This window comes from Psychroflexus aurantiacus, from assembly GCF_010820555.1.
Lineage (GTDB): Bacteria > Bacteroidota > Bacteroidia > Flavobacteriales > Flavobacteriaceae > Psychroflexus > Psychroflexus aurantiacus.
In genome coordinates this window covers 388,174-410,354 of record NZ_JAAIKD010000002.1, presented here as the reverse complement: position 1 = coordinate 410,354, position 22,181 = coordinate 388,174, and the positions used below count along the sequence as shown (strand labels likewise).

Here is a 22,181-nt window from a genome sequence, read left to right as displayed (position 1 = left end):
TTTCTATTTCATTTAGTATGGATTTGTTCCTGCAAGATTTCGGGTTTAGAAATACATTGCTTCAGGCACAGTCCTAACCTGAGCCTACAGCTTGGTTTTGAGAGGTGTTCCGGAGTAGAGACTAAAAAAACACCGGAGTAATTCTGAAAAATATCCCCGCATAAAAAAAGAGTTCATAAATTTAGAATGGTTAATTTTACTAACATAAATCAGGTTTTCGTTCAAATACTCCTTAGCTTATGCCTTTTCTAAAAAATAAACACTTATGAACGTATCATTTCAAAAATCGTTTTTCATCTTAGCTTTCCTCGCTTTGTTTATCGCTTTTTTAGTCGTGGGAAAACCCATACTCGTTCCTTTAGGCATAGCCTTGCTCCTTGCCTTTATCTTATATCCAGTTCATAAAAAGCTAACCAGCTGGGGAGTGGGAAATATTTTAGCCGGATTTCTTTCCATCCTCCTCATGATCATTATCATAAGTGGAGGACTTACCTTTTTTTCTGCAGAAATCATAGCCTTATCTGATGAGATCAGTAATTTCGGGGCGAAGCTCTCCAGTCTCTACACCGATGTCATTATCTATATCAATCAAAATGTAAGCTTTGTAGACCAGCTCGATGAGGACGAATTGTTAAATGATCTGACGTCCTGGCTCAAAGATTCTGCAGGAACGGTTTTGGGAGGAACATTCAACAGCACGGCCAGTTTCTTGACCGGCATGATAACCATGTTTATTTATTTGTTTTTATTTCTTATTTTCAATAAAGGCCTGGTGAGAGCCTTTATGAAATTTTCACCCGCCGATAAAAAAGAACAGTTCTTTACTATGCTAAAGAATATTCAGCAGGTTGGACAAAAGTACCTTTCAGGCATGCTGATTTTGATTTTAATTCTAGGTACGCTCAACAGCATTGGCCTTTGGATCATCGGGATAGACAGTCCGTTATTATTTGGTTTTCTGGCGGCTTCACTCTCCATTATCCCCTACATAGGCACAACCCTGGGAGCTACTATTCCAGTGTTGTACGCCTTTATGTCACATGACCAGCTTTGGGTCCCTTTTGCGGTGGCCATGTTATTTTGGTTTGTCCAGCTGCTCGAAGGCAATTTCTTGAACCCTAAAATCGTGGGAAGCAGTGTGAATGTCAATGCCTTTGCTGCCATTTTAAGCCTTATCATTGGGGCTTCAGTCTGGGGAGTAGCAGGCATGGTCCTTTTTCTTCCCTTTGCCGCCATGCTGAAAGTGATCTGTAAGGAGTATGAAAGCCTGGAGCCGGTAGGCATGTTGATTGGAAATGATAATTTTGAAGAAAACAAGAAAAATAAAAAGGGCCTGTTTAAAAAATTAAAAGAGAAATTGACCAGTAAGACATAGGTATTCCTCAGGATTTAAAAAATATACTAAAAGAGTCGCTCAACCAGCATAAAGCTGAAAGAAAACCTTTAAAAAAATGGAAATAAAAAAAGTAAATCTTCAACAAAAATTTGATTCTTTTTCAGAATTCTGGAACCCCAAGATCCTTGGAGAGCTCAATGGCCAGCACGTCAAAATAGCCAAGTTCAAGGATGAATTTATAATGCACCAACACGATGATGAAGATGAATTATTCCTGGTGATAGAAGGCAAGATCAAAATTGAACTTGAAAAAGAAACTCATGAAGTAAATGCAGGAGAATTTATTATAGTTCCAAAAGGAACCCCGCATAAACCATCAGCAGTAGGTGTTGCAAAAGTCCTGATGTTCGAACCTAAATCCACGCTGAATACGGGGAACACAGAAAATGAATTGACTGTAAAAGATCTGGATATTATCTAAGCAAGATCATAAACACGTCCTCAACCAATAAGCCGATTATTTTTCTGAATCAGGACTAAATATAGTTTGATTTTCAGAGCATACTAAGCTTCAAAATATCATTTTTAATTGTCGAGCGGGACTTTAATCGGATCAGTGGACTTTCGTTTAGTGGCCACCCACCCCAAAGTAAAGTTGAGTAAGGCTCCGTGGCCGGAAGGGACTCCAAAACCATCATAATACCCATAACCTAGCTCTATATTTATATTAAAGCCCTGTTTATTGGTCCTCTGGAGACCATATACGGCGCCGTAAAAAGCAAGAGAAAAGCCTTTATCCGCATCCAGATTATTTGCGATCTGAAGAGGATCCCAGAAGAATGTAGTGGCAGGGCCAATATAATTAGCTGAATTACCGGTTACAGTGTTACCAAGATCTTTACGCTGTTTAAAATTATGATAATAGCGCACACGGGTATGCCATGCAAATCCAAACGTATAACCGCTCTGGTAATATCCAAAGGCGGGCGACAGACTTGTGGATGCACTTAGATTTCTAAACAGCCCTAATTCATACCGAATGCCGGGTCCTAAAAAATTGAAAGTCACTTGGTGCCGTTCTAGATCAAGGAGGCCTCCAGCTCCTTCTGAAGCATATTGAGACGACATTGAAATACTATTTAACAGGATGAAGCAGGTAACAATTGGCTTTAAGATTTTCATTTTAAAAAGATATAGATTCAAAAGTTAAGACTCAGCAGGGTTCTAAAATGAATATCAACTGGATTCCATTAAAAATTCTGAGCTAATACTACGTAAAAATAATCTAACTTAGTGACTCAAGTAATAAGGTAATGAAATCAATAAAAATTGAATTAAAATGGGGTTTTATATTCATAGGATCCCTGTTGCTTTGGATGCTACTGGAAAAATGGGCAGGTCTTCATGACACCTATATCCATCTGCACCAGTATTTCACGATGCTATTTGCGATCGTCGCTGTAGCCATTTACGTGCTGGCTCTAAAAGAGAAGCGTAACATCTTTTATGGTGGAAAGATGACCTATTGGCAAGGTTTAAGATCTGGTATAATCCTCACCCTGGTCATTACGATTTTCAGTCCTGTTACCCAGTGGATTATTTCTGAGATCATAACTCCAGAGTATTTTAAAAATGCTATTGAATACGCTGTTCAAAAAGGATATTACAAAAGTCTGGCAGCTGCAGAATCCGAATTTAATCTTAAGACATACATCATCAAATCTAGCATCTGGGCCCTTGCTACCGGGATTGTCACTTCTGCAATCGTAGCTGTGTTTACAAGGAAGAAATAAGATATTGAGCGCTTCAGGTTTTTTTTACAAATTGAGTATATCTCAATAGAAGTAAAAGATCGCTTACAATCTGATTATTATCACATTTGAATGCAGCTTTATTCATTAACTTAGTGGTTTTAGTTTGTTTAGATGTATCTACAATGAAAAAATCCAACCTCGACACCCTACTCCTACTACCCATCAAACATTTCATCCAGAAAAAAACATCTGTGGGCAATTTGCTCATCATTTCTGCTGTCCTGGCCATACTGGTCGCCAATTCTCCCTGGTCCGATCTCTACCATAGTTTTTGGAAGCAATACGTGTACATCGGTTTTGAAGATGTTGTGATTAAGAAAAATATACTGCACTGGATCAATGACGGTTTGATGTCTGTTTTCTTTTTCCTGGTCGGTCTGGAATTGAAACGGGAGTTTGTACACGGACATTTGTCAAAGCCTAAGGATGTCCTGTTACCCCTGTCGGCCGCCCTTGGGGGTATGCTGGTGCCTGCCTTAATCTTTTTTAGCATTAACCAGGGAACCGAAGCCATATCAGGATGGGGGATTCCTATGGCCACAGATATAGCCTTTGCACTGGGGATTATTTACCTCCTGGGAGACAAGGTCCCCATAGCCCTTAAAATATTTCTAACGGCACTGGCCATCATAGATGATCTTGGTGCCGTAATTGTCATTGCTTTTTTCTACACCGCAGACCTGTCCCTGTTCAATCTTGCCCTGGGGGCTCTGTTTTTAATCATTCTCCTCGCAGCCAATAAATTAGGCATCAGAAATACTATTTTTTATGCCATTTTCGGTATCGGTGGCTTGTGGCTTGCAGTATTGTTATCTGGAGTCCACGCCACCATTGCAGGCGTTTTGGTAGCCTTCACCATACCCAGTAAAGAACGAATCAACACCCGTCTCTTTTTAAGAAAAGCCCGTCAGCTTTCTTATAAAGTTCGAAGCATCTTCAGGGAGGAAGAGGATGAAGATGAAATTTCAAATCAAATCGAAAAATTCTCTTCCCTTTCAAAAGAGGCTACAGCTCCCTTACACCGACTCGAGAACGCCTTATATCCTGTCGTCAATTTTGTAATCTTGCCCCTATTCGCCTTTGCCAATGCGGGAGTCACCATAAGTCAGGATGCCTTAGCCAACTTTTTTTCGCCGGTAGCGCTGGGCGTTATGCTGGGTTTGATTTTTGGAAAAACCATAGGAATAGTGCTGTTTACCAAACTGATGCTGTCCCTGAAAATCAGTTTATTGCCGGAAGGGGTAAGCTTCAAACATATCTTTGGAATCGGCATCCTGGCCTCCATAGGATTTACCATGTCCATTTTTATCACCGAACTGGCTTTTGAAAGCGATCTTTATAAAACCCAGGCCAAAATCGGCATCCTCTCGGCTTCTGTCCTGGCCGGCATCGGCGGCTATTTTTATCTGAAGTATGTCGGAAAAGACAAAGAGCCTCAGGCTTGAAAGTGATCTGTTTTTTTCTTCGGAATTTGATAATGCCAGCTTGAAGCCTGAACCTATGGCTTCAGGCTTTAGGTGAACTGAAGACGGGTGTTTTACCTGACGATTATGTGAACACGCAGAACAAAGCATAACCTCTGAATACCTTTGAAAAATTGAAAAGCAATTTTCAAAAGCCTGTCAAATGAAAAATTACCAGGCCTTTCTGTGATTCAGGAAATCCCTGCTCCTGTATTAAATATTTCACTACCTTCATAATTCGCTTACAGCATTAAAATCTAAACGTGAAATTCACTGACCTGAAATACCTGACAGCCTATCTCCTTCCGTTTTCTGCCATTCTAGGAATACTCTATCCGGCGAAATTCAGCTACCTCACTCCTATTGTCACTTTTGGAATAATTCCGGTTTTGGAGTTGTTCACGCCTCAGTTTACTCAAAACTTGTCGGAGACCGATAAAACCTCAAAGGCAGGTCATCCTTTTTTTGACTGGCTATTGTATTTCAATTTACCGCTGGTCTACTTTATCTTAGCCTTTTCATTAGTTAGCCTGGAATTTAAAGAACTGAGCCCGGTTCAGCTTCTCGGTTTGGTTATAAGCACAGGTATTGTTCTGGGGAGTAATGGCATCAACGTGGCTCACGAGTTAGGTCACAGAGATGATTGGTGGAGTCAGCTTGCTGCAAAATTGCTTTTGCTGCCCTCGTTTTACACGCATTTTACCCTGGAGCATAACTTTGGGCACCATGCCAAAGTGTCGACACCAGAAGATCCGGCAACAGCCAAACTCAATCAGAGTGTTTTTTCGTTCTGGTTCACCTCCTCAATTCGGCAGTATCAAAGCGCCTGGCGACTGCAAAAGCAAATGCTTACTGCTAAAAATCGAAAGTTTTGGTCTCTAAAAAACAGCATGCTGATCAATTCTGTTTTGCAACTGGCATACATCAGTGTGCTGTTTATTGTTTTTTCATGGACAACGGCACTTCTGGCCATCGCCATGGGAGTTCTAGGTTTTCTATTGCTGGAAAGCATCAATTATATCGAGCATTATGGTTTACTGAGAAAACAGCGAGAAAGCGGCAGGTATTATCCAGTCAAGGAAATTCATTCCTGGAATTCCAATCATCTCCTGGGCAGGATTTTGCTTTACGAGCTCACCCGACACAGCGATCACCATTACAGAGCCTCCAAAAACTACCAGTTACTGGAGTATTACTCCACAAGCCCCGAATTGCCCTATGGTTACCCCACCAGTATTCTTATAGCCTTTATCCCTCCGCTTTGGTTTGCGCTTATGAATCCCAGAATTCCCAGGGACATGCGAGAATAAGACCGTCCTAAATCGATGAAAATCGTATAGATATATCAAGTGGTGACGCCTGCTTCAGAAATCATCTACACCCAGCTGAAGGCTACAGATGAACTAAAACAAAAAAGACTAGGAGTAAAACTCCTAGTCTTTTCTTAAAACGAAATTCAGAATATACCTTACTCCTGCAGTTCTCTGTTTTTAACATATTTCTCTAGCCACTCATCCTGCTCCCACAACATGTGCATGATGCTTTCTTTGGCAGCATATCCGTGACTTTCCTTAGGCAGCATCACCAGTCTGGCGGGTGCGCCAAGGCCTTTCAGGGCATTGAAATAGCGCTCACTTTGCATGGGATAGGTCCCCGAATTATTGTCGGCCTGACCGTGAATCAGCAATAAGGGGGTTTTCATTTTATGGGCATTCATAAAAGGTGACATGGTGTTGTACACCTCAGGGGCTTCCCAGTAACTGCGCTCTTCAGACTGAAACCCGAATGGCGTTAACGTCCTGTTGTAAGCACCACTACGCGCAATGCCTGCTGCAAATAAATCGGAATGCGACAATAGATTAGCCGTCATAAAAGCACCATAACTATGTCCGCCAACCGCTACTTTGTCTCTGTCGATATAACCCAGCTCGTCTACAGCATCTATTGCTGCTTTAGCATTGGATACCAATTGGGTTTTAAAGGTGTCGTTGGGCTGCTCATCTCCTAACCCGATGATAGGAAAGGCCGCATCATCCAGAACCACATAACCTCTGTTCACCCAGTAAATCGGAGATCCATAATAGGGATACGTAAACTCCTTGGAACTGGAAGTGACCTGTGAGGCACTGGCTTTGTCCTTATATTCACGAGGGTAGGCCCACATCAGCATCGGCATTTTTTCCTTTTTATCCATATCGTATCCAACAGGCAGGTACAAGGTAGCAGAAAGTTCCAAACCGTCTTCCCGCTCGTAGGTAATCACTTCTTTATGAACGTTTTGCAGGGCTTTAAACGGATTTTCAAAATCTGTGATTTGCTCCAGGCTTCCAGACTTATAATTTCTGATATAATAGTTTGGATAATCATTACTGCTTTCACGTCTGGTAAGTAGTTCACCTCGCTTCGCATCGATCATATTCACGAAAGATACGAGCATATCGGATTCCTCAACCTGGAATACGCGCTCGGTTTCCTGGGTCTTTAGGTTATAGTGATCTACAAATGGAAATTTTCCTTCGGCAGAATACCCTTCACCGGTTAGCACCAGTTTATGATCTAAAATCTGCAGTACGGAGGCGTTGTATTTATTTTTGGTGGTCACGAAATTTCCCGGGTCGGCATAGGTGTCCTGATAGTTTCTCTCGTTAAAAACGACAGCCTCTTTATAAGGTTCGGAAGGATTGAATATACTGGTCTTGGTGGTTCTTGTATTCCACCAGTATTCATATAAAACAGCGGTGTCTTCATTCCCCCACAATATGCCTGAGAACCTGAGCTGAGTTTTTACTAAGGATGTTGCATCCTCGTCAAACGGAGCTTCCAGCTGAAAGACTTCGTCTCTGAATTCGACTTCCTTATTGGCATCTCCTTCATCCAGGGCTTCTGCCCAGACCAAAGTTGCCGGGTGATCGTCTCTCCAGGATAAATCCCTGGGGCCTGTTCTGGTCGACATAAATCCCTTGGGCATTTCTTCCATCAGCGGGACATCCGCAGCGAGATACGCAAGATCTCCGGCCTGGGTATAAATGCTGTAAGTCGTTGGAAATCTGCCATAGGTAACGATGTAGGAGAATGGTTTATGGATTTCAGATACCATGACATAAGTTCCGTCTGGTGAAATCGACATCCTGCTATACATGGCGGCAGGCTTCCACAGGCTTAAATTCCCATTCAGGTCTACCTTATGGATTTCTGAGGTCGCCAGGACCTCAAAATTGAATTCATCATCATTGTTTTTGAGCAAATCCTGATAGGTTCTGTTCTGAGCTTCAACTCCGGCTTCATTAACGGATACGGTGGGTCCCGAAGGAACTTTATTATCGGTGTTTATAAGCTCCGGTCTGTTTTCCGGTAATGTTTTAACCATCAATCCGGATTCATCCGGAAGCCAGGCTAAGGTTGTGCCTATATTGCCGTTCACAATAGCCGGTGTCAGTCGACTGGCCATTTTTTTGCTGTAGTCGATGACCCACAATTCATTACCTGTCTGTGTCGTATGGGTAAAAGCGATATAATTATACTCCGGAGACCAGCTTATATTTGAAATCTTTGGGTTGCCCGGCAGGTTTTGGATTTCAGACTCCTTCTTCGTTTGGGGATCAAATAATTTTAAGTTTGTATAAAACCGGGTTCGGCTTGAAATATTGGTTTTAGGATTTATGCGTAAGCCGGCCAGTCTGAGTTCATCTTCGGCCAGGTCCTCAATGGTTTTGTATTGATTTCTGTAGATTAACAAAGCCTTGCTGGCATCGGGATTTATACTCATGGAGGGCGGCAGGGGAACATCTGCAAGTTCAAGAATGTCTTCATGTGGCATCTGGTACTTTAAATCCAGCTGTGAGAACCCCAGAAATGGTAAAAAAGTCAGTAATAAGACCAATACATTTTTCATATGCTTTTTTTTAAGTTGTTCCTAAAATTAATCAAATTTGAGGAATAGCCAACATTTAATTTAGCTAACTGACCGTCAAATTTTTAACAATTGACTTGACTTATAACTCTCGAGGTATATTTATCTTGCAAGAAAAAAAATCATGCTAAAATATTTACTTATAGTTTTAGTGGCACTGACGAGCTATAATTCGTTTTCACAACTTCTCAAAGATGATTTCGAAGGAAACACGACCATATCCACCTGGGCTGCCGATGACGTTGAAATGAATACTGGTTTTAGCAACCCGTGGCCCGGGACGCAGAATCCTTCCTCGACAGTTTTGAGATATAAGGATAATGGAGGGCAATATGCCAATATTCGTTTTAACAGTTCTGCTAAGATCATTTTGGAGGAGAATACGCCCTTCCGATTAGACATCTATGTTCCATCCTCGAGTATATCCGGAACTCAGCCCAATCAGATCTCCTTAAAACTTCAAAATAAGGATCAGGCGCAGCCCTGGTCAAATCAGACTGAAATCATAAAACCCATAGTCTTAGACCAGTGGCAAACCGTGACATTCAATTTCGCGACGGACGAGTACATCAATTTGGATGCAAATTCTCCGGATCCCTTAACCAGAACCGACTTTAACCGGGTTTTGCTGCAGGTGAATGGGGAAAATAATACGGATGTTGTAACGGCCTATATCGATAATTTTTATTTTGATGGGGGCGAGGCTCCCTCTGAACCCCAGAATCCAAATGATCCCGTTTATGACAAGCTGGTCTGGTCGGATGAATTTAACACCGACGGGGCCTTAGATTCCAGCAAGTGGTTTCACCAAACCCTCCTTCCCAACGGAAGTTCGTGGTTTAACGGCGAAATTCAGCATTATACAGATCGCCTTGAAAATACCTTCGTGCAGGATGGGATTATGCATCTGGTGGCCAAAAAAGAAACCTACACGAGCCAGGGCACAACTAAAACCCATACCTCGGCACGACTGAATTCAAAATTTGCGTTCACCTATGGTCGTGTGGAAGTGAGGGCCAAATTACCAACCGGCGTTGGCACCTGGCCTGCCATCTGGATGCTGGGACAGAACATCAACGAAAACGGGGCCTACTGGGATAATCAGGGCTATGGAACTACGTCCTGGCCGGAATGCGGTGAAATTGATATCATGGAACACTGGGGAGATAACCAAAACTTTGTTCAAAGTGCCATGCATACACCCTCTAGTTTTGGCGGAACCATAAATCACGGGGGACAATATATCTCCACCGCTTCTTCAGCATTTCACGTTTACACACTGGACTGGTACGAAGATCGTATGGTTTTTGCCGTCGATGGAACTGTACATTATACCTATCAACCCGATTTGAGGAATGCTTCCACCTGGCCCTTTACCAAGAATCAGTATATTTTATTGAATATCGCTATACAACCTACTATCGATCCAAGTTTCACCGAGAGCGCCATGGAAATAGATTACGTTAGAGTCTACCAGGAAAGTTCGCTGGGAAACGAAGAGGTTTTAAGTGAATCCCGGTTAACCATAGCGCCCAACCCCGTTCAAACCTTTACGACGGTCTACAAACCCGCTACAAGTCTTGATCAAAGGCTTGAAGTGTATACCATTCAGGGACGACAGATAAAGGTTTACGATCTAAAACAAAAGGAAACGAAAATCGACATGTCAGACTGGTCACCGGGAGTTTACTTCTTTAAGCAAAGCGGAGCTGAAGGCAGTCGTACCTACAAGGTATTGAAGCAGTAATCTTAAGCTTTGAAGTCAACGGGAAGCGATTATGATTTTTTTCGTGTATCTGCTATATAACTGATCCTCCAGCCCTCCTTTGTTTTCAATAAGGTAATGACATTGGTACCTGTGTGCGAAAGTGTGCCGTTAACATAAAAGGCATAAGGCATAGTGTATTGCGCTAAATACTCCGTAACCAAAGCTTCTTCTGAAATTATTTCTTCAAAGATTTTCGTTTCTCGGGGAATGGACTTTATAGCGTCTATAAAACCCTGCTTGCTTTGCGAGTTCAGTACGATATCTCCCGCCAGGGATAAGGTATGCAGCTGCATGTCGTCCAGGCAAATAGCGTCCAGGCTTTGATGGTTTTTAGCATTTAAAGCTTCAAAAAAGGCATCCACCACTTCACCGGCGGTTTGCGCCTGCATGGGCCAGGCTGAGAAAAATAAAAGAGCGGCTATACTGATCGCTTTTGTCATAAGATTTGTTTTAATTCGTAAATAAATAGGTGGCAGCTAAGATATTATATTGTCAAATTATACTGAAATGATTTTCAATTATTAAACCTTTACCTGAGAAAGCCTAGTTTTATAGTCGTATGACAGAAAAGTCTCATAGGTTATGGCCAAATTCAAAACGACATATGGGTGAAACTGAATTGTTATTGAGGATGGGAGATGCTTTCTTTATGATTTTCCATACCGCCCTGATTGTATTCAATCTGTTTGGCTGGTTGTACAAAGCCTTCCTCAAATGGCATCTTATCGTAATAGCTTTGACCTTTGCATCCTGGGGGATTTTAGGGATATGGTATGGTTTCGGGTATTGTCCCTTTACCGACTGGCATTTTGCTATTTTAAAACGGCTGGGCGAAACCGATCTTCCTTCGTCCTATATCCGTTATCTTCTGCAAAGGCTTTTCAATTTACACATAGCCGGGGACGTAGTCAACAGCCTCACTTTAGGCTGTTCAGTCCTCGCTTTGGGCATATCCCTGTATCTCAACCTGTTCAGAACCAAAAAAAATTCGGAGCACTAATTCAGAAGTGAATACATTTTAAATGCAATTTCTCTGTGACTAGTCCTGGTAAGCGGGACTTAAAATTGAATCCGGCTAAGCAGATCCTCCCAGGCCTTTGCCCTGGCCGTCTTATTTCCCGGAGAAGCATCGGGTTGAGCCCCGCTTCGCATAAAGCCATGCCCTCCATTTTCGTAGATTGAATAGGTATAATTTTTTCCTAAGCTGTTCATGTTCTCTTCGGTTTCTGAAATAGTAGCATTGACTCTGGCATCCTTTCCACCATAAAATCCGTAAACGGGGACTTCTATCTTAACCAGGTCCTCCATGGCTTCAGGGGCTATTCCATAAAACACAAAAGCTGCCTCCAGGTCTTGGTTATGGGTCGCATACCTAAAGCTTTGAGAACCTCCCCAGCAAAATCCGATAACCGATACCTCTCCGGTTCCGGCTGCAATAGACCGTGCATAGTCAAAAACGCTGTCCAAATCTGTCATGACCTGGTCTTGATCCAGGTTATAAATCGCTGTTCTTGCTGCATCAGAATTTTCAAAATCACTGGTTTTTGAAATACCTTCCGAGGCATTCGACAACAGATCCGGAGCAATGGCTATAAATCCTTTTTCGGCCAGTTCGTCTGCAAAACGCCTTGCCCAGTCATTAAGCCCCCGGTTTTCATGTATGACTATAAAAACCTTAGCGTTTTCAGAGACCTCAGGGTAGACTACAAAACTGTGCAAGGCTCGGCCATTACTCTGCAATTCTACCCATTCCTGATGTCTGGGAGACCGTTCCAAAACCTGAAGATCGGTTTGAGAAAAAGCAAGCATCGAAAATACAAGGCCTAGGATAGTGAATAGTGATTTCATGAAAAGTGGATTTGAGTTGTACTAAAGGTATTCTATTTTTTTGAATTGAAAATTTTACTGAACATAATACCACAACTGGAGACAGGCAAATGCAATGAGCATGGCCAGGCCATAACTCAATAGGGTTCCGATAAGAACATATTCGGTAAGTTTCCTGTCTTTTGATTTGGACAGATCATTAAATCGAAAAATGGATTTAGCCGCAATCAAAAAACCAATCCCAGCCCAGTGCCCTGAAAACACAAACCCGAAGATGAATAGGCGCTCTAAAACTCCTTTATACCAGCCGGCCTTCTCCAGGGCTTCCCCTTCAAAATGATTGAGGTCCCATTTCGAGAGCAGGACTTTCATCATCATTCCAGAAACAGAGGTCAGGAGGACGATCGCTAAAATGAGGACCAGCCACTTGTCCTGAAGTTGCAACAGGTTTGACCAGTCCCAGGTGAAGTATAACCCGACAGCCGCTAGTATAGCAAGCAGATGTAAAACCTGATCTCCAAAAAAGAGAGGAATCGCTGAACATCGGTTTTGAAGTTTTATTTTCAGTAAATCAATGACAACATGACTGATTCCAACACCTATAACAATTGGAATTAAACTTCTTTCAAAACCTGTAAATAAAAACATGAGCAAAACATGAACCCCTATGTGAAACCAGAAGTATGTTGATTTCGCGGCTTTTTGTTCTTTACTCTTCACCCACCTGTAGGGTTGAAATACAAAATCACCTAAAAAGTGAGCGAGTAAAAGTTTTAGGAGTAGCGTTGTCATGGGTTCAGGCTTAAGTGTTTATAATACTCCAGCAGTTTTAAAATTTCCTTATACCCTGTCTTTTGAAGCGTGAAACTTATCGTACTTGCCGATTTATTTAACTTCTCTGCGATTTCTTTTTGCGTATACTCCGGATTCTCCAGGCCTATTTTTAGCGTTTCAGCATCTACGCTTGTCCACCTGTCAAAGGTTAGGGCTCCAAGCTCCAACATTAAATTTAAAGTAGCAGTGTCCTGTTTATTCCCGGTTTCTACCGCTAGAAGACTTGATTTTAGAGATTCGAAACATTGCCCTGACCTGTAAAAGGCCTCCCCCTGTTCTTCAGTTATTTTACCTGAAGAACCTTTGGTTTCCCCTATTCCAACAGCCATTCTAACATCAAGAGATTTATAGACTTTGATACAGGCTTTGATGTAAAAACAAGCCTCTAAACTTTTGGCGACTGTCGTTTTAAGCTGAAAGCTGTCTCCTCGGTAAATCTCCCAGTCTTCTGGTTGTTTGCCGTATCGATTTAAAGCAGATTTTAAGGATTCCAGCCAGTCGGAACTCTTATGTTGCTTTGAATTGACAATATCTCCTGTAATAATTGCTATCATGCCCATTTGAGTGAAATGTTCGACTAATATACCAAATTTTTTACAATTCGACTTAAACATCGAATTTTCAAGTATTCGACTTAAGAATCGAATTTTTTGTCCAGGGATTGTAAACCCATTTCAATTTTAAAACATTTAGTAAAGAATTGTAAGTAAATGCGTAAAATTAGTTTTTACAGGTTCTATTTTTGCGGCATATCTGTTTTTATGAAAATTGAATATTTAATTCTGTTCCTGTTTTTTACAATGAATTCCTATTCGCAATCGGTCTTCGGTGATGATCAAATCATCGAAAAAACGATGTCTCAACGCTGGGAACTCGATGAGGAAGACAAAAACGGGACCTTTAAGCTCACATTCTACAAACCCATTTATGTATTACCTGTAAGATGGTCGAATGATCCCAATGTTCTTCCACAGAGTAGTAATCCACAAAACAGTTTTGAAGAGCCTTTAAATTATGATCAGGTGGAAGCCAAGTTTCAATTGAGCCTGAAAACCAAATTGATTCAGTCTTTTCTGTTTGGGTACGGTGATATTTGGCTGGCTTACACTCAGCTTGCCAACTGGCAGGTCTATAATGATCCCATCTCCAGACCATTTCGTGAATTGAATTACGAACCGGAAATCATTGTCAATTTCCCCGTCAATGTCAATGTATTCGGTATAGATTTAAAGATGGCAGGTCTGGCATTTAATCATAAATCTAACGGGAGAGATCTACCCAGGTCCAGGAGCTGGAACCGACTTATTTTTCATGTGGCTTTCGAGAAAGACAACTTTCAACTCTATCTTAAACCCTGGATAAGGTTAGAAAGTTCAGACAAAGACGATAATCCCCTCATTAGTGACTATGTAGGAAGAATGGAGGCTGAAATGCTATACAACCTGGATAGACACAGCATTCATGTAATCGGAAGAAACAGTCTGGATTCTGAACACAACAGAGGAAGTCTGGAAATCAATTATATGTACTCCGTAAAATCCAATCTCAGGCTGCACGTTCAGGCGTTTACCGGTTATGGAGAGACCTTGATCGATTACAACCATAAGCAGACGACCTTAGGCCTGGGCATTTCTTTTATAGACTGGTAAAGCTGTTAAGACCGGCCTTCAGACCAAAAGATTCACTCATAACCCGGCAAATTTGAAATCAAAGTTACCGTGCAGCTTTAAAAGCCTACCTTTGCAAAATAATAAAGAAATGGCCTGAATCTAATTAGTGTCATTTCATAAACACTTTTTATGTCATTTAAGTCATTAGGACTCTCAGAATCCCTTGTCAAAGCGGTAAGCGAACAAGGTTACGATACCCCAACACCCATTCAGTCTAAAGCCATACCTCCCGTTCTCAAAGGAAAGGACGTGCTTGCTTCAGCACAAACTGGAACAGGTAAAACCGCAGGTTTTACCTTACCGCTACTCGATATTTTATCACAAACGCCTCCGTTGCGCAACAGACCTGTACGCGCATTGATTCTAACCCCAACGCGGGAACTGGCTGCTCAGGTTCATCAAAATGTAAAAGACTATAGCAAATACGTCGATTTAAGATCCACCGTCATTTTTGGTGGAGTCAATCAAAAATCACAGGTCTCTACCCTCAGAAACGGGGTGGATATTTTAATTGCCACGCCAGGCCGACTACTCGATTTAAACAATCAGGGCTTATTATCGCTAAGCAAAGTTGAAATCTTAGTCCTCGATGAAGCCGACCGCATGCTGGACATGGGCTTCTTGAGAGATATTAAAAAAATCATGGGGCTTATCCCAAAACAAAGACAAACGCTTTTGTTTTCGGCCACCTTCTCAAGAGAAATCCGAAAACTCGCCAATGAGTTTTTAACCAATCCTGTTTCTGTGGAATCCACTCCTGAAAACACTACTGTAGAAGCTATCGAACAGCAGGTCTACCGTGTGGCTAAGGAGAAAAAAACAGATTTGCTGATCAAACTGATTACGGAAGGCAACTGGGATCAGGTTCTGGTGTTTGCGAGAACAAAACACGGGGCCAATAAACTGGCCAAAAAACTGGAAGCTGCAAAAATTGGCGCAGCCGCCATACACGGAAATAAAAGTCAGGGCGCGAGAACCAAAGCACTCGCAGGATTCAAAAGCGGATCTGTAAAAGTTTTGGTAGCGACAGACATCGCTTCGCGAGGTCTGGACATACCTCTCTTACCTCATGTGGTCAATTTCGAACTGCCAAATATTTCAGAAGATTATGTGCACAGAATTGGACGTACAGGAAGAGCCGGTGCCAGCGGACTTGCGGTTTCTTTGGTTAGTGCGGATGAAACGGTATTTTTGAGAGATATTGAAAAATTGATTGGCTCTAAAATTCCGATGGATATTCTGGAAGGCTTTGAACCAGACCCCAATGCGTCTACCAAACCCTTCAACCCTCAGCAGAGAGGTAAGAAACCTAGAAATACTTCGAATTCGAGACCTTCTTCCGGTAATAAACCCAGAACAACAAGATCGAATTCGAGCAAGTCAAGGCGCTAAACACCAAAGCTGTGGAGACCCAAAAAAACAATCCCTTACACGGCATCACCTTAGAACAGATCCTGGTGGATCTGGAGGCTTTTTATGGATGGAAAAGACTTGGAGAGCAAATCAATATTCGCTGCTTTAAAGACAATCCATCCCTAAAATCAAGCTTAAAATTTTTGCGGAAAACCCCCTGGGCCAGAACTCAGGTGGAACAGCTGTACCTTAAATTTCTGAAAGAAATCAATAAGTGACATTTGGATTAGCTCAAGCGTATAAAATGATCTGAATTTCAATTTGATTATTTTCATAATTAAGCTTAATGCTTAAATTCTGAATTATTAGTGATAATTGTTATAACAGTTTTAGAATTAAACCTTGAGTATGAAAGTTTTATTGGATATAAAAGATAGTAAAGTATTTGTAATGGAGCTGTTGAATAGTTTAAGCTTTGTTACAGCTAAACCACTGACGATTGAAAAAGCCGAGTTAATTAACGCTGTTTAGGAGTCTATTCAAGAGCTTAAACAAATTAAAGAAGGAAAATTAAAAGGTATCCCAGCAAGAGAATTACTGGATGAGTTATAACCTTATAGCTACACCAAAATTCTAAAATCACTAAAAAAGATTGCTAAGAAGCATCCTTCTATCAAAAGTGATTTATCAATTTTATTTGAAAGTTTAGAAATAAATCCTAAACAGGTATTGCACTAGGCAACCTTTGTTTTAAGACAAGACTGGCTATCAAATCCAAAGGTAAAGGCAAATCTGGAGGTGCAAGACTCATAACCTACGTTTTAATTTCTGAATCAAGTGTGTATTTGGTTTCAATTTTCGATAAAACCGATAAGGCAAATTTGACTGATAAAGAACTAAAAGATCTGCTTAAGGGGTCTTACTAAAAATTAGCAGAATAAATAAGTGAGGAATACAACTCCGGACTATTGGTTAAGAGGATCCGTTGAAGAGGTACCGCCTTTACTCCAGCCTGCGGCTCATGCCTTGTTACAATCTCAGCTTGAAGCGCATCGATACACTGAAGGTTTTAAAGAAACCATGCTTTGGGACACTGTCTTTGGCAGAGCCAGCTTAGGTTTTCATCTGCAGCACATCAGTGGCGTGATTGACCGGGTGCTGACTTATGCGCAGCACAAACCACCTTCTAAAAGCCAGTTTATTTATTTAAAAAATGAAGGGAAAGCAAATGATGAAACCACCTTAGCCCTTTTACTGAGCAATCTGGATGCAAAAATCGAAGAAAGCCTGCTTTATTATAAAACACTAAAAGACACAGATTTGACCCAGTACCGTCCGGTTGGAAGAAAGCACCTGCCCTTTACGCTGATAGTCGTCTTATTTCATGCTGCTGAACACAGTCAGCGGCATATAGGTCAGTTACTGGTTACTGTAAGCAGCTTAGAAAACTAGAGGCTTTTTCAACCTTTAATTTCACCTATCCTAAATTCAAAAGCACTTACTTCGACTTCTGTTTCAACTGAAGTCCGTAGAGAAAATTTCTAAGGTACTGATCCATCAGTTCTCTGTACTGCGGCTGAGTTGGTCGACGCATAAAAGAACTCAATTCGTGTTTGCTTACCTTTTTTCCGGCTAAAAGAAATAACTCAATAATGTCTTCGGACTTCAGTTCGTAAGCGATTTTGAGTTTTTTGAGCACATCGTTATTATTCAAAAAAGTTTCATTTTCTGGAGTTTTACCCTCTTTCTTTCCCCGGTGGGCAATGATAAGACCATTGAGGAAAGCTGCCAGTTTGTTATCCTCCAGTTCTGCAAAGGCTTCGTCGTCATCGCTTTTAAGCCAGTCGCTCACCTCTGCTCTGGTCACCTCTACCCCTGCCAGTTTGAAAAAGGACATCATTTTGGAATCGGTATATTCAAAAGTATAGCGCAATCGTCGCAAAACATCATTGTTGGTCATGAGTAGAATTTTAAAATCCAAAAATAATCAAGCCAAACCAAGAATAGACAGCATTTATCAAATAATATAAATTTTCCATTGACGACTGTCCAGAAACCAGATTAACCTATACGTTTAAGCTTTACTTAAAATGGATTCGAGATGCCTCTAAAGCCTTAAATTTGCTTAAAAATAATTACCATGAAAAACGTACTTTTCGTCATTACGAGTAACGATCAACTAGGAGACACTGGAAATAAGACCGGATTTTGGATTGAGGAATTTGCAGCTCCGTATTACAAACTAAAAGATGCAGGTTTTGAACTTACTCTGGCTTCTCCAAAAGGAGGTCAGCCACCCATCGATCCTAATTCAGAAACTGAAGATGCGCAAACCAAAGCCACCGAACGTTTTGATCTGGATAAAGAAGCCCAGACCTTGTTGGCAAATACACATAAGCTAAGCGAAGTTAATGAGTCTGATTTTGATGCTGTTTTTTACCCAGGAGGTCACGGCGTGCTTTGGGATCTTGTAGAAAACAAAGAATCTATAAAACTCATTGAAGAGTTTAATGCCCATAAAAAACCAATAGCATTTGTCTGCCATGCCCCAGCAGTGCTAAAACATCCAAAAAACAAGGATGGCAATCCACTGGTAGAAGGTAAAAAAGTAACAGGATTTACCAATCAGGAGGAAGATGCAGTCCAGTTGACTGATGTGGTTCCGTTTTTACTGGAAGACATGTTGATTAAAAACGGAGGCATTTATACTAAAATCGAGGACTGGCAGCCTTACGCCGTAGAAGATGAAAATTTGATTACTGGTCAGAATCCAGCTTCTTCTGAAAAAGTCGCTGAATTGTTGGAAAAACAACTCAAGCTTTAATCTTGTTTTGAATTCATTTGAAAAAAGCCTTGATCTCTGAGGCTTTTTTTTGTGTCTTATGATTGATAAACATTTTCAAACTTAGTATATTCCTTACCTTTGTGTTTTACTTTGACCTATGCCCGCTCAACCCCATTACATCGATATACGCGTCACTCCTGAAATCGCTCATCAACCGGAAGACTTAGAAAGAGTTCTGGCCAGGCAGATTGGCATTTCAGTAAAAAACCTTGCAGAATTTAAAATTGTAAAGCGTTCAATCGATGCCCGGGCAAGACAGATCAAATACCAACTCAGAATTGCTTATTTTCTCAAGGATGAATCGGTGATCTGGCCTGAATTTAGAGCAAAGGAATACCATCACGTTAGCGAAGACCACCCACGAGTTCTGGTGATTGGCAGTGGTCCGGCCGGTCTTTTTGCAGCGCTTAAGCTTTTGGAACAGGGGCTGAAGCCTGTCGTTATCGAACGCGGCAAAGATGTAAGAGCCAGGCGACGGGATTTGGCAAAAATCAATAAAGAACATCTGGTCAACTCAGAGTCCAACTACTGTTTTGGCGAAGGCGGTGCCGGTACCTACTCTGATGGCAAACTTTACACCCGCTCGGGACACAAAAAAACCATTAAAGACATCCTTTACACCTTTGTGGAACATGGCGCCAGTGAAGATATTCTGGTAGATGCTCATCCGCATATTGGCACCAATAAGCTACCGGATATCATCACCAAAATGAGGAAAACCATCCAGGACCATGGGGGTGAAATTCATTTTGAAACCAAACTTACCGACTTCATCATTAAAGAACATCACCTGGTTGGCATTGAAGTGAACGGGGAAAAAGAAATGTATGCAGAAGCCTGTATTCTGGCTACGGGTCATTCGGCAAGAGATATTTTTTATCTTTTGGATAAGAAAAACATTCGCATCGAGTTCAAAACCTTTGCCATGGGCGTACGGGTAGAACACCCACAATCCCTGATCGATGAGATCCAGTACAAAAGCGCGGAGCGGGGTGAATACTTACCGCCTTCAGCCTATAGCCTGGTAGAACAGGTGGATAACAAAGGCGTGTATTCCTTTTGCATGTGTCCTGGTGGCATCATCGCTCCCTGCGCGACAAGGCCGGGTGAAGTGGTAACCAACGGCTGGTCGCCTTCCAAACGAAACAACCCCTACGCCAATTCAGGCATTGTCGTGACTATCGATGATGAAGAGTTAGCTGATTTTGAAAGTTACGGAGCCTTAAAGGGCTTAAAGTTTCAGGAAGCGATTGAGAAAAAATGCTGGCAGCTGGCTGGTGAAACTCAGCGGGTCCCTGCACAACGGCTTCAGGATTTTATTTCCAAACGGAAATCCGCTTCCATACCCAAAAATTCCTATCAGCCGGGGACCACTTCCGTGGAAATGGACCAGATTTTCCCCAGGGCAATAACTAAGAGGCTTCGTACAGGCTTTAAGAAATTCGCTCAAAAGATGAAAGGCTTTGACCATCCCGATGCCATTATTCTGGCACCAGAGTCCCGAACCTCTTCTCCGGTAAGAATTCCAAGAGATGAGGAAAGTCTGGAACATACCGAGCTTCAGGGCCTCTTCCCCTGCGGTGAAGGCGCTGGTTATGCCGGAGGAATTGTCTCTGCAGCCATCGATGGAGAACGCTGCGCCATAGCGGTTGCCAGGCTTTTATCCAAAACCTCTTCCAAGACAGTATCCTAAAAAAAGCCCGTCTGAAGACAGGCTGATGTTTAAAATTTGATTCCGGGCTAATTAATCGGCCTGATAAATTTCCAGCACTCTGGCAGAAGGATCATTGACGTCCCCACACCATTTTGGGAGCCACTGGTAAGGTGTTAACTGAAAATGAGAGCCATAGGTCTTTTCAAAGGTTTTCAGGTAAAAGAAAGCCTCTTTGGAAGGTGGCTCCGGGGAATAGTTAAACTTTTTAGACTGAAACTCCTCGTCTGTGACCAGAGTTTCAAGGTAATCTTTGATTACCTCGCTCCAGGATTTCTCTCTGCTGCTCACACTGTCCGAAAACCCGTTTTTACGTCTCCATAAGACTTCGGCGGGAATAAGGTTCTCCCCTTCAAAGGCCTTTCGGATAAGGTATTTTTCGATTTTCTGATCGGAAAACATTCTGTGTTCCGGAGGGATGGACATAAAGAATTTCACAAAAGCCTTGTCGGCAAATGGAACCCTGGCTTCCAGACCTGCGTTGGAAATCGATCGGTCCCCCCGTTTCATGTCAAAAAACTGAATATCCTTTAACAACCGAATGGATTCCTGCTGAAAGCTAACCGAGTCCGGGGCGTTCTGGAAATAGAGGTAAGAGCCGAATTCATCGGCCGTTTCTCCAGAAAACAGGACCTTCACCTCGGAGTGATCTCTGACGTATCTGGAGACCAGCTGGTGTCCAACCGAAGCGCGTATGGTGGTGACATCATAGCTTCCAAGCATATACACGGTGTGTTCCAGTTCATCCAAAAAATCCTGCTCGGTACATACAATGCTGTGGTGTTTGCTGCCTATATGGTCGGCAACTTTCTGCGCGGCAGTGATGTCAGGACTTCCTTCCAGACCAATGGAAAAGGTTTCCAGCTGTTTCCCCTTTTCTTTGAGTTTTCTGGCCAGAATTCCGGCGACCAGACTACTATCCAGGCCACCGCTGAGTAAACAGCCTAAAGGCCGTTCGCTCATCATGCGTTTCTCGACAGATTCGGTAAGCAGTGTATTGATCTTCCGGCAGTATTCCTCTTCCGTAAATGCCGTAGGTTCATAATCGTGCGTAAAATAAGGAACAACCTGGTCTGTATACGAGTTCCAGTGATGTCCTGGAGGAAACTGGTTAAGGTGTTTTGTAAAGGCAATGGCCTTGCTTTCTGAAGCAAAATAAACCTCAGCATCTTCATGGCCCATATACATGCCTCTTACGCCAAGATGATCTCTGGCGGCGATATATATATCCTTGGTTTCATCATAAAGCACAAAGGCAAACTCCCCGTCTATTTCCTGAAGCATCTGCTCCTCACCGATTAAGTTATACAAATCAATTAGTATTTCACAGTCAGAACCCGTTTCTAACCTGATCTCGTATTTTGAGGCGAGATCCAGATAGTTGAATATTTCTGCATTAGCCACCAGCCAAATTCCATCTTTATACATCGGCTGATTGCCTTTAGGGGTCAGGCCGTTGATCGCTAACCGATGAAACCCGAAATAGGTATTTTCCTTAATAGTTCTGAAGTCAGAAGCGTCGGGTCCACGATGTTTTATTTTCATGAATTCCTCAATTAAAAACTGACTTGATTTTGGACTTTCGATGGCTACAAATATTCCACACATGATAACAGAATTTAAATTTTATAAAGCAAATAAGGCATATTA

At 42.0% G+C, this 22,181-nt stretch carries 23 protein-coding genes; 15 read left to right on the top strand and 8 right to left on the bottom strand.

What is annotated here, in order from left to right; translation table 11 throughout:
* The first annotated feature begins 265 nt into the window (after positions 1-265).
* The gene (locus G3567_RS04620) at positions 266-1,375 is read left to right on the top strand and encodes an AI-2E family transporter (RefSeq protein ID WP_164004144.1); all 1,110 of its coding nucleotides are present in this window, start codon (positions 266-268) and stop codon (positions 1,373-1,375) included.
* Between the two features lie 76 nt (positions 1,376-1,451).
* Positions 1,452-1,817, top strand: coding sequence for a cupin domain-containing protein (locus G3567_RS04615; protein WP_164004143.1), 366 nt, complete (start codon positions 1,452-1,454; stop codon positions 1,815-1,817).
* Positions 1,818-1,921: 104 nt separating this feature from the next.
* Here G3567_RS04615 and G3567_RS04610 read toward each other — a convergent pair whose 3' ends face one another.
* Positions 1,922-2,464, bottom strand: a complete 543-nt coding sequence (locus tag G3567_RS04610) for a hypothetical protein (protein WP_235923470.1) — start codon at positions 2,462-2,464, stop codon at positions 1,922-1,924.
* 185 nt (positions 2,465-2,649) lie between these two features.
* Here G3567_RS04610 and G3567_RS04605 point away from each other — a divergent pair, with 185 nt between their 5' ends.
* From G3567_RS04605 to G3567_RS04595, 3 genes are all read left to right on the top strand, one after another.
* Positions 2,650-3,129 carry a DUF4199 domain-containing protein gene (locus G3567_RS04605; RefSeq protein ID WP_164004142.1) on the top strand — a complete coding sequence of 160 codons (480 nt, stop codon included), beginning with the start codon at positions 2,650-2,652 and terminating at the stop codon, positions 3,127-3,129.
* Between the two features lie 143 nt (positions 3,130-3,272).
* Positions 3,273-4,595 carry a Na+/H+ antiporter NhaA gene (nhaA, locus tag G3567_RS04600; protein ID WP_164004141.1) on the top strand — a complete coding sequence of 441 codons (1,323 nt, stop codon included), beginning with the start codon at positions 3,273-3,275 and terminating at the stop codon, positions 4,593-4,595.
* Between the two features lie 281 nt (positions 4,596-4,876).
* Complete coding sequence (locus G3567_RS04595) at positions 4,877-5,923, top strand: alkane 1-monooxygenase (protein WP_164004140.1); 1,047 nt, start codon at positions 4,877-4,879, stop codon at positions 5,921-5,923.
* Between the two features lie 158 nt (positions 5,924-6,081).
* Here the strand turns inward: G3567_RS04595 and G3567_RS04590 are convergent, their stop codons facing one another.
* On the bottom strand, positions 6,082-8,505 hold the full coding sequence (locus tag G3567_RS04590; protein ID WP_164004139.1) for a S9 family peptidase: 2,424 nt from the start codon (positions 8,503-8,505) through the stop codon (positions 6,082-6,084).
* Between the two features lie 142 nt (positions 8,506-8,647).
* On the opposite strand from G3567_RS04590, the gene G3567_RS04585 reads away from it, so the two are divergent.
* Complete coding sequence (locus tag G3567_RS04585) at positions 8,648-10,270, top strand: family 16 glycosylhydrolase (protein ID WP_164004138.1); 1,623 nt, start codon at positions 8,648-8,650, stop codon at positions 10,268-10,270.
* A 29-nt stretch (positions 10,271-10,299) separates the two neighbouring features.
* Here the strand turns inward: G3567_RS04585 and G3567_RS04580 are convergent, their stop codons facing one another.
* Positions 10,300-10,731: a DUF4829 domain-containing protein gene (locus tag G3567_RS04580; protein ID WP_235923469.1), complete on the bottom strand. Its 432-nt coding sequence runs from the start codon at positions 10,729-10,731 to the stop codon at positions 10,300-10,302.
* A 164-nt stretch (positions 10,732-10,895) separates the two neighbouring features.
* Here G3567_RS04580 and G3567_RS04575 point away from each other — a divergent pair, with 164 nt between their 5' ends.
* Positions 10,896-11,291: a DUF2784 domain-containing protein gene (locus G3567_RS04575; RefSeq protein WP_164004137.1), complete on the top strand. Its 396-nt coding sequence runs from the start codon at positions 10,896-10,898 to the stop codon at positions 11,289-11,291.
* Between the two features lie 59 nt (positions 11,292-11,350).
* Here G3567_RS04575 and G3567_RS04570 read toward each other — a convergent pair whose 3' ends face one another.
* The 3 genes from G3567_RS04570 to G3567_RS04560 are packed head-to-tail and all read right to left on the bottom strand — an operon-like array spanning position 11,351 to position 13,506.
* Positions 11,351-12,139, bottom strand: coding sequence for a dienelactone hydrolase family protein (locus tag G3567_RS04570; RefSeq protein WP_164004136.1), 789 nt, complete (start codon positions 12,137-12,139; stop codon positions 11,351-11,353).
* A gap of 54 nt (positions 12,140-12,193) precedes the next feature.
* Entirely contained in the window at positions 12,194-12,910 is a 717-nt protein-coding gene (locus G3567_RS04565; protein WP_164004135.1) for a DUF3307 domain-containing protein, read from the bottom strand.
* Positions 12,907-13,506 (bottom strand): SatD family protein, encoded by a 600-nt coding sequence (locus G3567_RS04560; protein ID WP_164004134.1) that lies wholly within the window; start codon positions 13,504-13,506, stop codon positions 12,907-12,909. The genes G3567_RS04565 and G3567_RS04560 overlap by 4 nt, the downstream gene beginning before the upstream one ends.
* A 207-nt stretch (positions 13,507-13,713) precedes the next feature.
* Here G3567_RS04560 and G3567_RS04555 point away from each other — a divergent pair, with 207 nt between their 5' ends.
* The 6 genes from G3567_RS04555 to G3567_RS04530 all read left to right on the top strand — a co-directional run bounded on the left by G3567_RS04555 (position 13,714) and on the right by G3567_RS04530 (position 17,427).
* Positions 13,714-14,601 (top strand): phospholipase A, encoded by an 888-nt coding sequence (locus G3567_RS04555; RefSeq protein ID WP_164004133.1) that lies wholly within the window; start codon positions 13,714-13,716, stop codon positions 14,599-14,601.
* Positions 14,602-14,751: 150 nt separating this feature from the next.
* Positions 14,752-16,014: a DEAD/DEAH box helicase gene (locus G3567_RS04550; protein WP_164004132.1), complete on the top strand. Its 1,263-nt coding sequence runs from the start codon at positions 14,752-14,754 to the stop codon at positions 16,012-16,014.
* Positions 16,015-16,025: 11 nt separating this feature from the next.
* The gene (locus tag G3567_RS04545) at positions 16,026-16,253 is read left to right on the top strand and encodes a VF530 family protein (RefSeq protein ID WP_164004131.1); all 228 of its coding nucleotides are present in this window, start codon (positions 16,026-16,028) and stop codon (positions 16,251-16,253) included.
* 130 nt (positions 16,254-16,383) lie between these two features.
* Positions 16,384-16,506, top strand: coding sequence for a hypothetical protein (locus G3567_RS13550; protein ID WP_262887110.1), 123 nt, complete (start codon positions 16,384-16,386; stop codon positions 16,504-16,506).
* A 197-nt stretch (positions 16,507-16,703) separates the two neighbouring features.
* Positions 16,704-16,901 (top strand): type II toxin-antitoxin system RelE/ParE family toxin, encoded by a 198-nt coding sequence (locus G3567_RS13450; protein ID WP_317164159.1) that lies wholly within the window; start codon positions 16,704-16,706, stop codon positions 16,899-16,901.
* A gap of 19 nt (positions 16,902-16,920) precedes the next feature.
* Entirely contained in the window at positions 16,921-17,427 is a 507-nt protein-coding gene (locus tag G3567_RS04530) for a DinB family protein (RefSeq protein WP_164004130.1), read from the top strand.
* A 46-nt stretch (positions 17,428-17,473) separates the two neighbouring features.
* On the opposite strand, the gene G3567_RS04525 is transcribed toward G3567_RS04530, so the two are convergent.
* Complete coding sequence (locus tag G3567_RS04525) at positions 17,474-17,935, bottom strand: YehS family protein (protein WP_164004129.1); 462 nt, start codon at positions 17,933-17,935, stop codon at positions 17,474-17,476.
* Between the two features lie 180 nt (positions 17,936-18,115).
* On the opposite strand from G3567_RS04525, the gene G3567_RS04520 reads away from it, so the two are divergent.
* Together G3567_RS04520 and G3567_RS04515 are read left to right on the top strand one after the other, a co-directional pair.
* Positions 18,116-18,799: a type 1 glutamine amidotransferase domain-containing protein gene (locus G3567_RS04520; protein WP_164004128.1), complete on the top strand. Its 684-nt coding sequence runs from the start codon at positions 18,116-18,118 to the stop codon at positions 18,797-18,799.
* A gap of 118 nt (positions 18,800-18,917) precedes the next feature.
* Positions 18,918-20,513: an NAD(P)/FAD-dependent oxidoreductase gene (locus tag G3567_RS04515; protein WP_164004127.1), complete on the top strand. Its 1,596-nt coding sequence runs from the start codon at positions 18,918-18,920 to the stop codon at positions 20,511-20,513.
* Between the two features lie 51 nt (positions 20,514-20,564).
* Here G3567_RS04515 and G3567_RS04510 read toward each other — a convergent pair whose 3' ends face one another.
* On the bottom strand, positions 20,565-22,139 hold the full coding sequence (locus tag G3567_RS04510) for an asparagine synthase-related protein (RefSeq protein WP_164004126.1): 1,575 nt from the start codon (positions 22,137-22,139) through the stop codon (positions 20,565-20,567).
* Positions 22,140-22,181 lie beyond the last annotated feature (42 nt).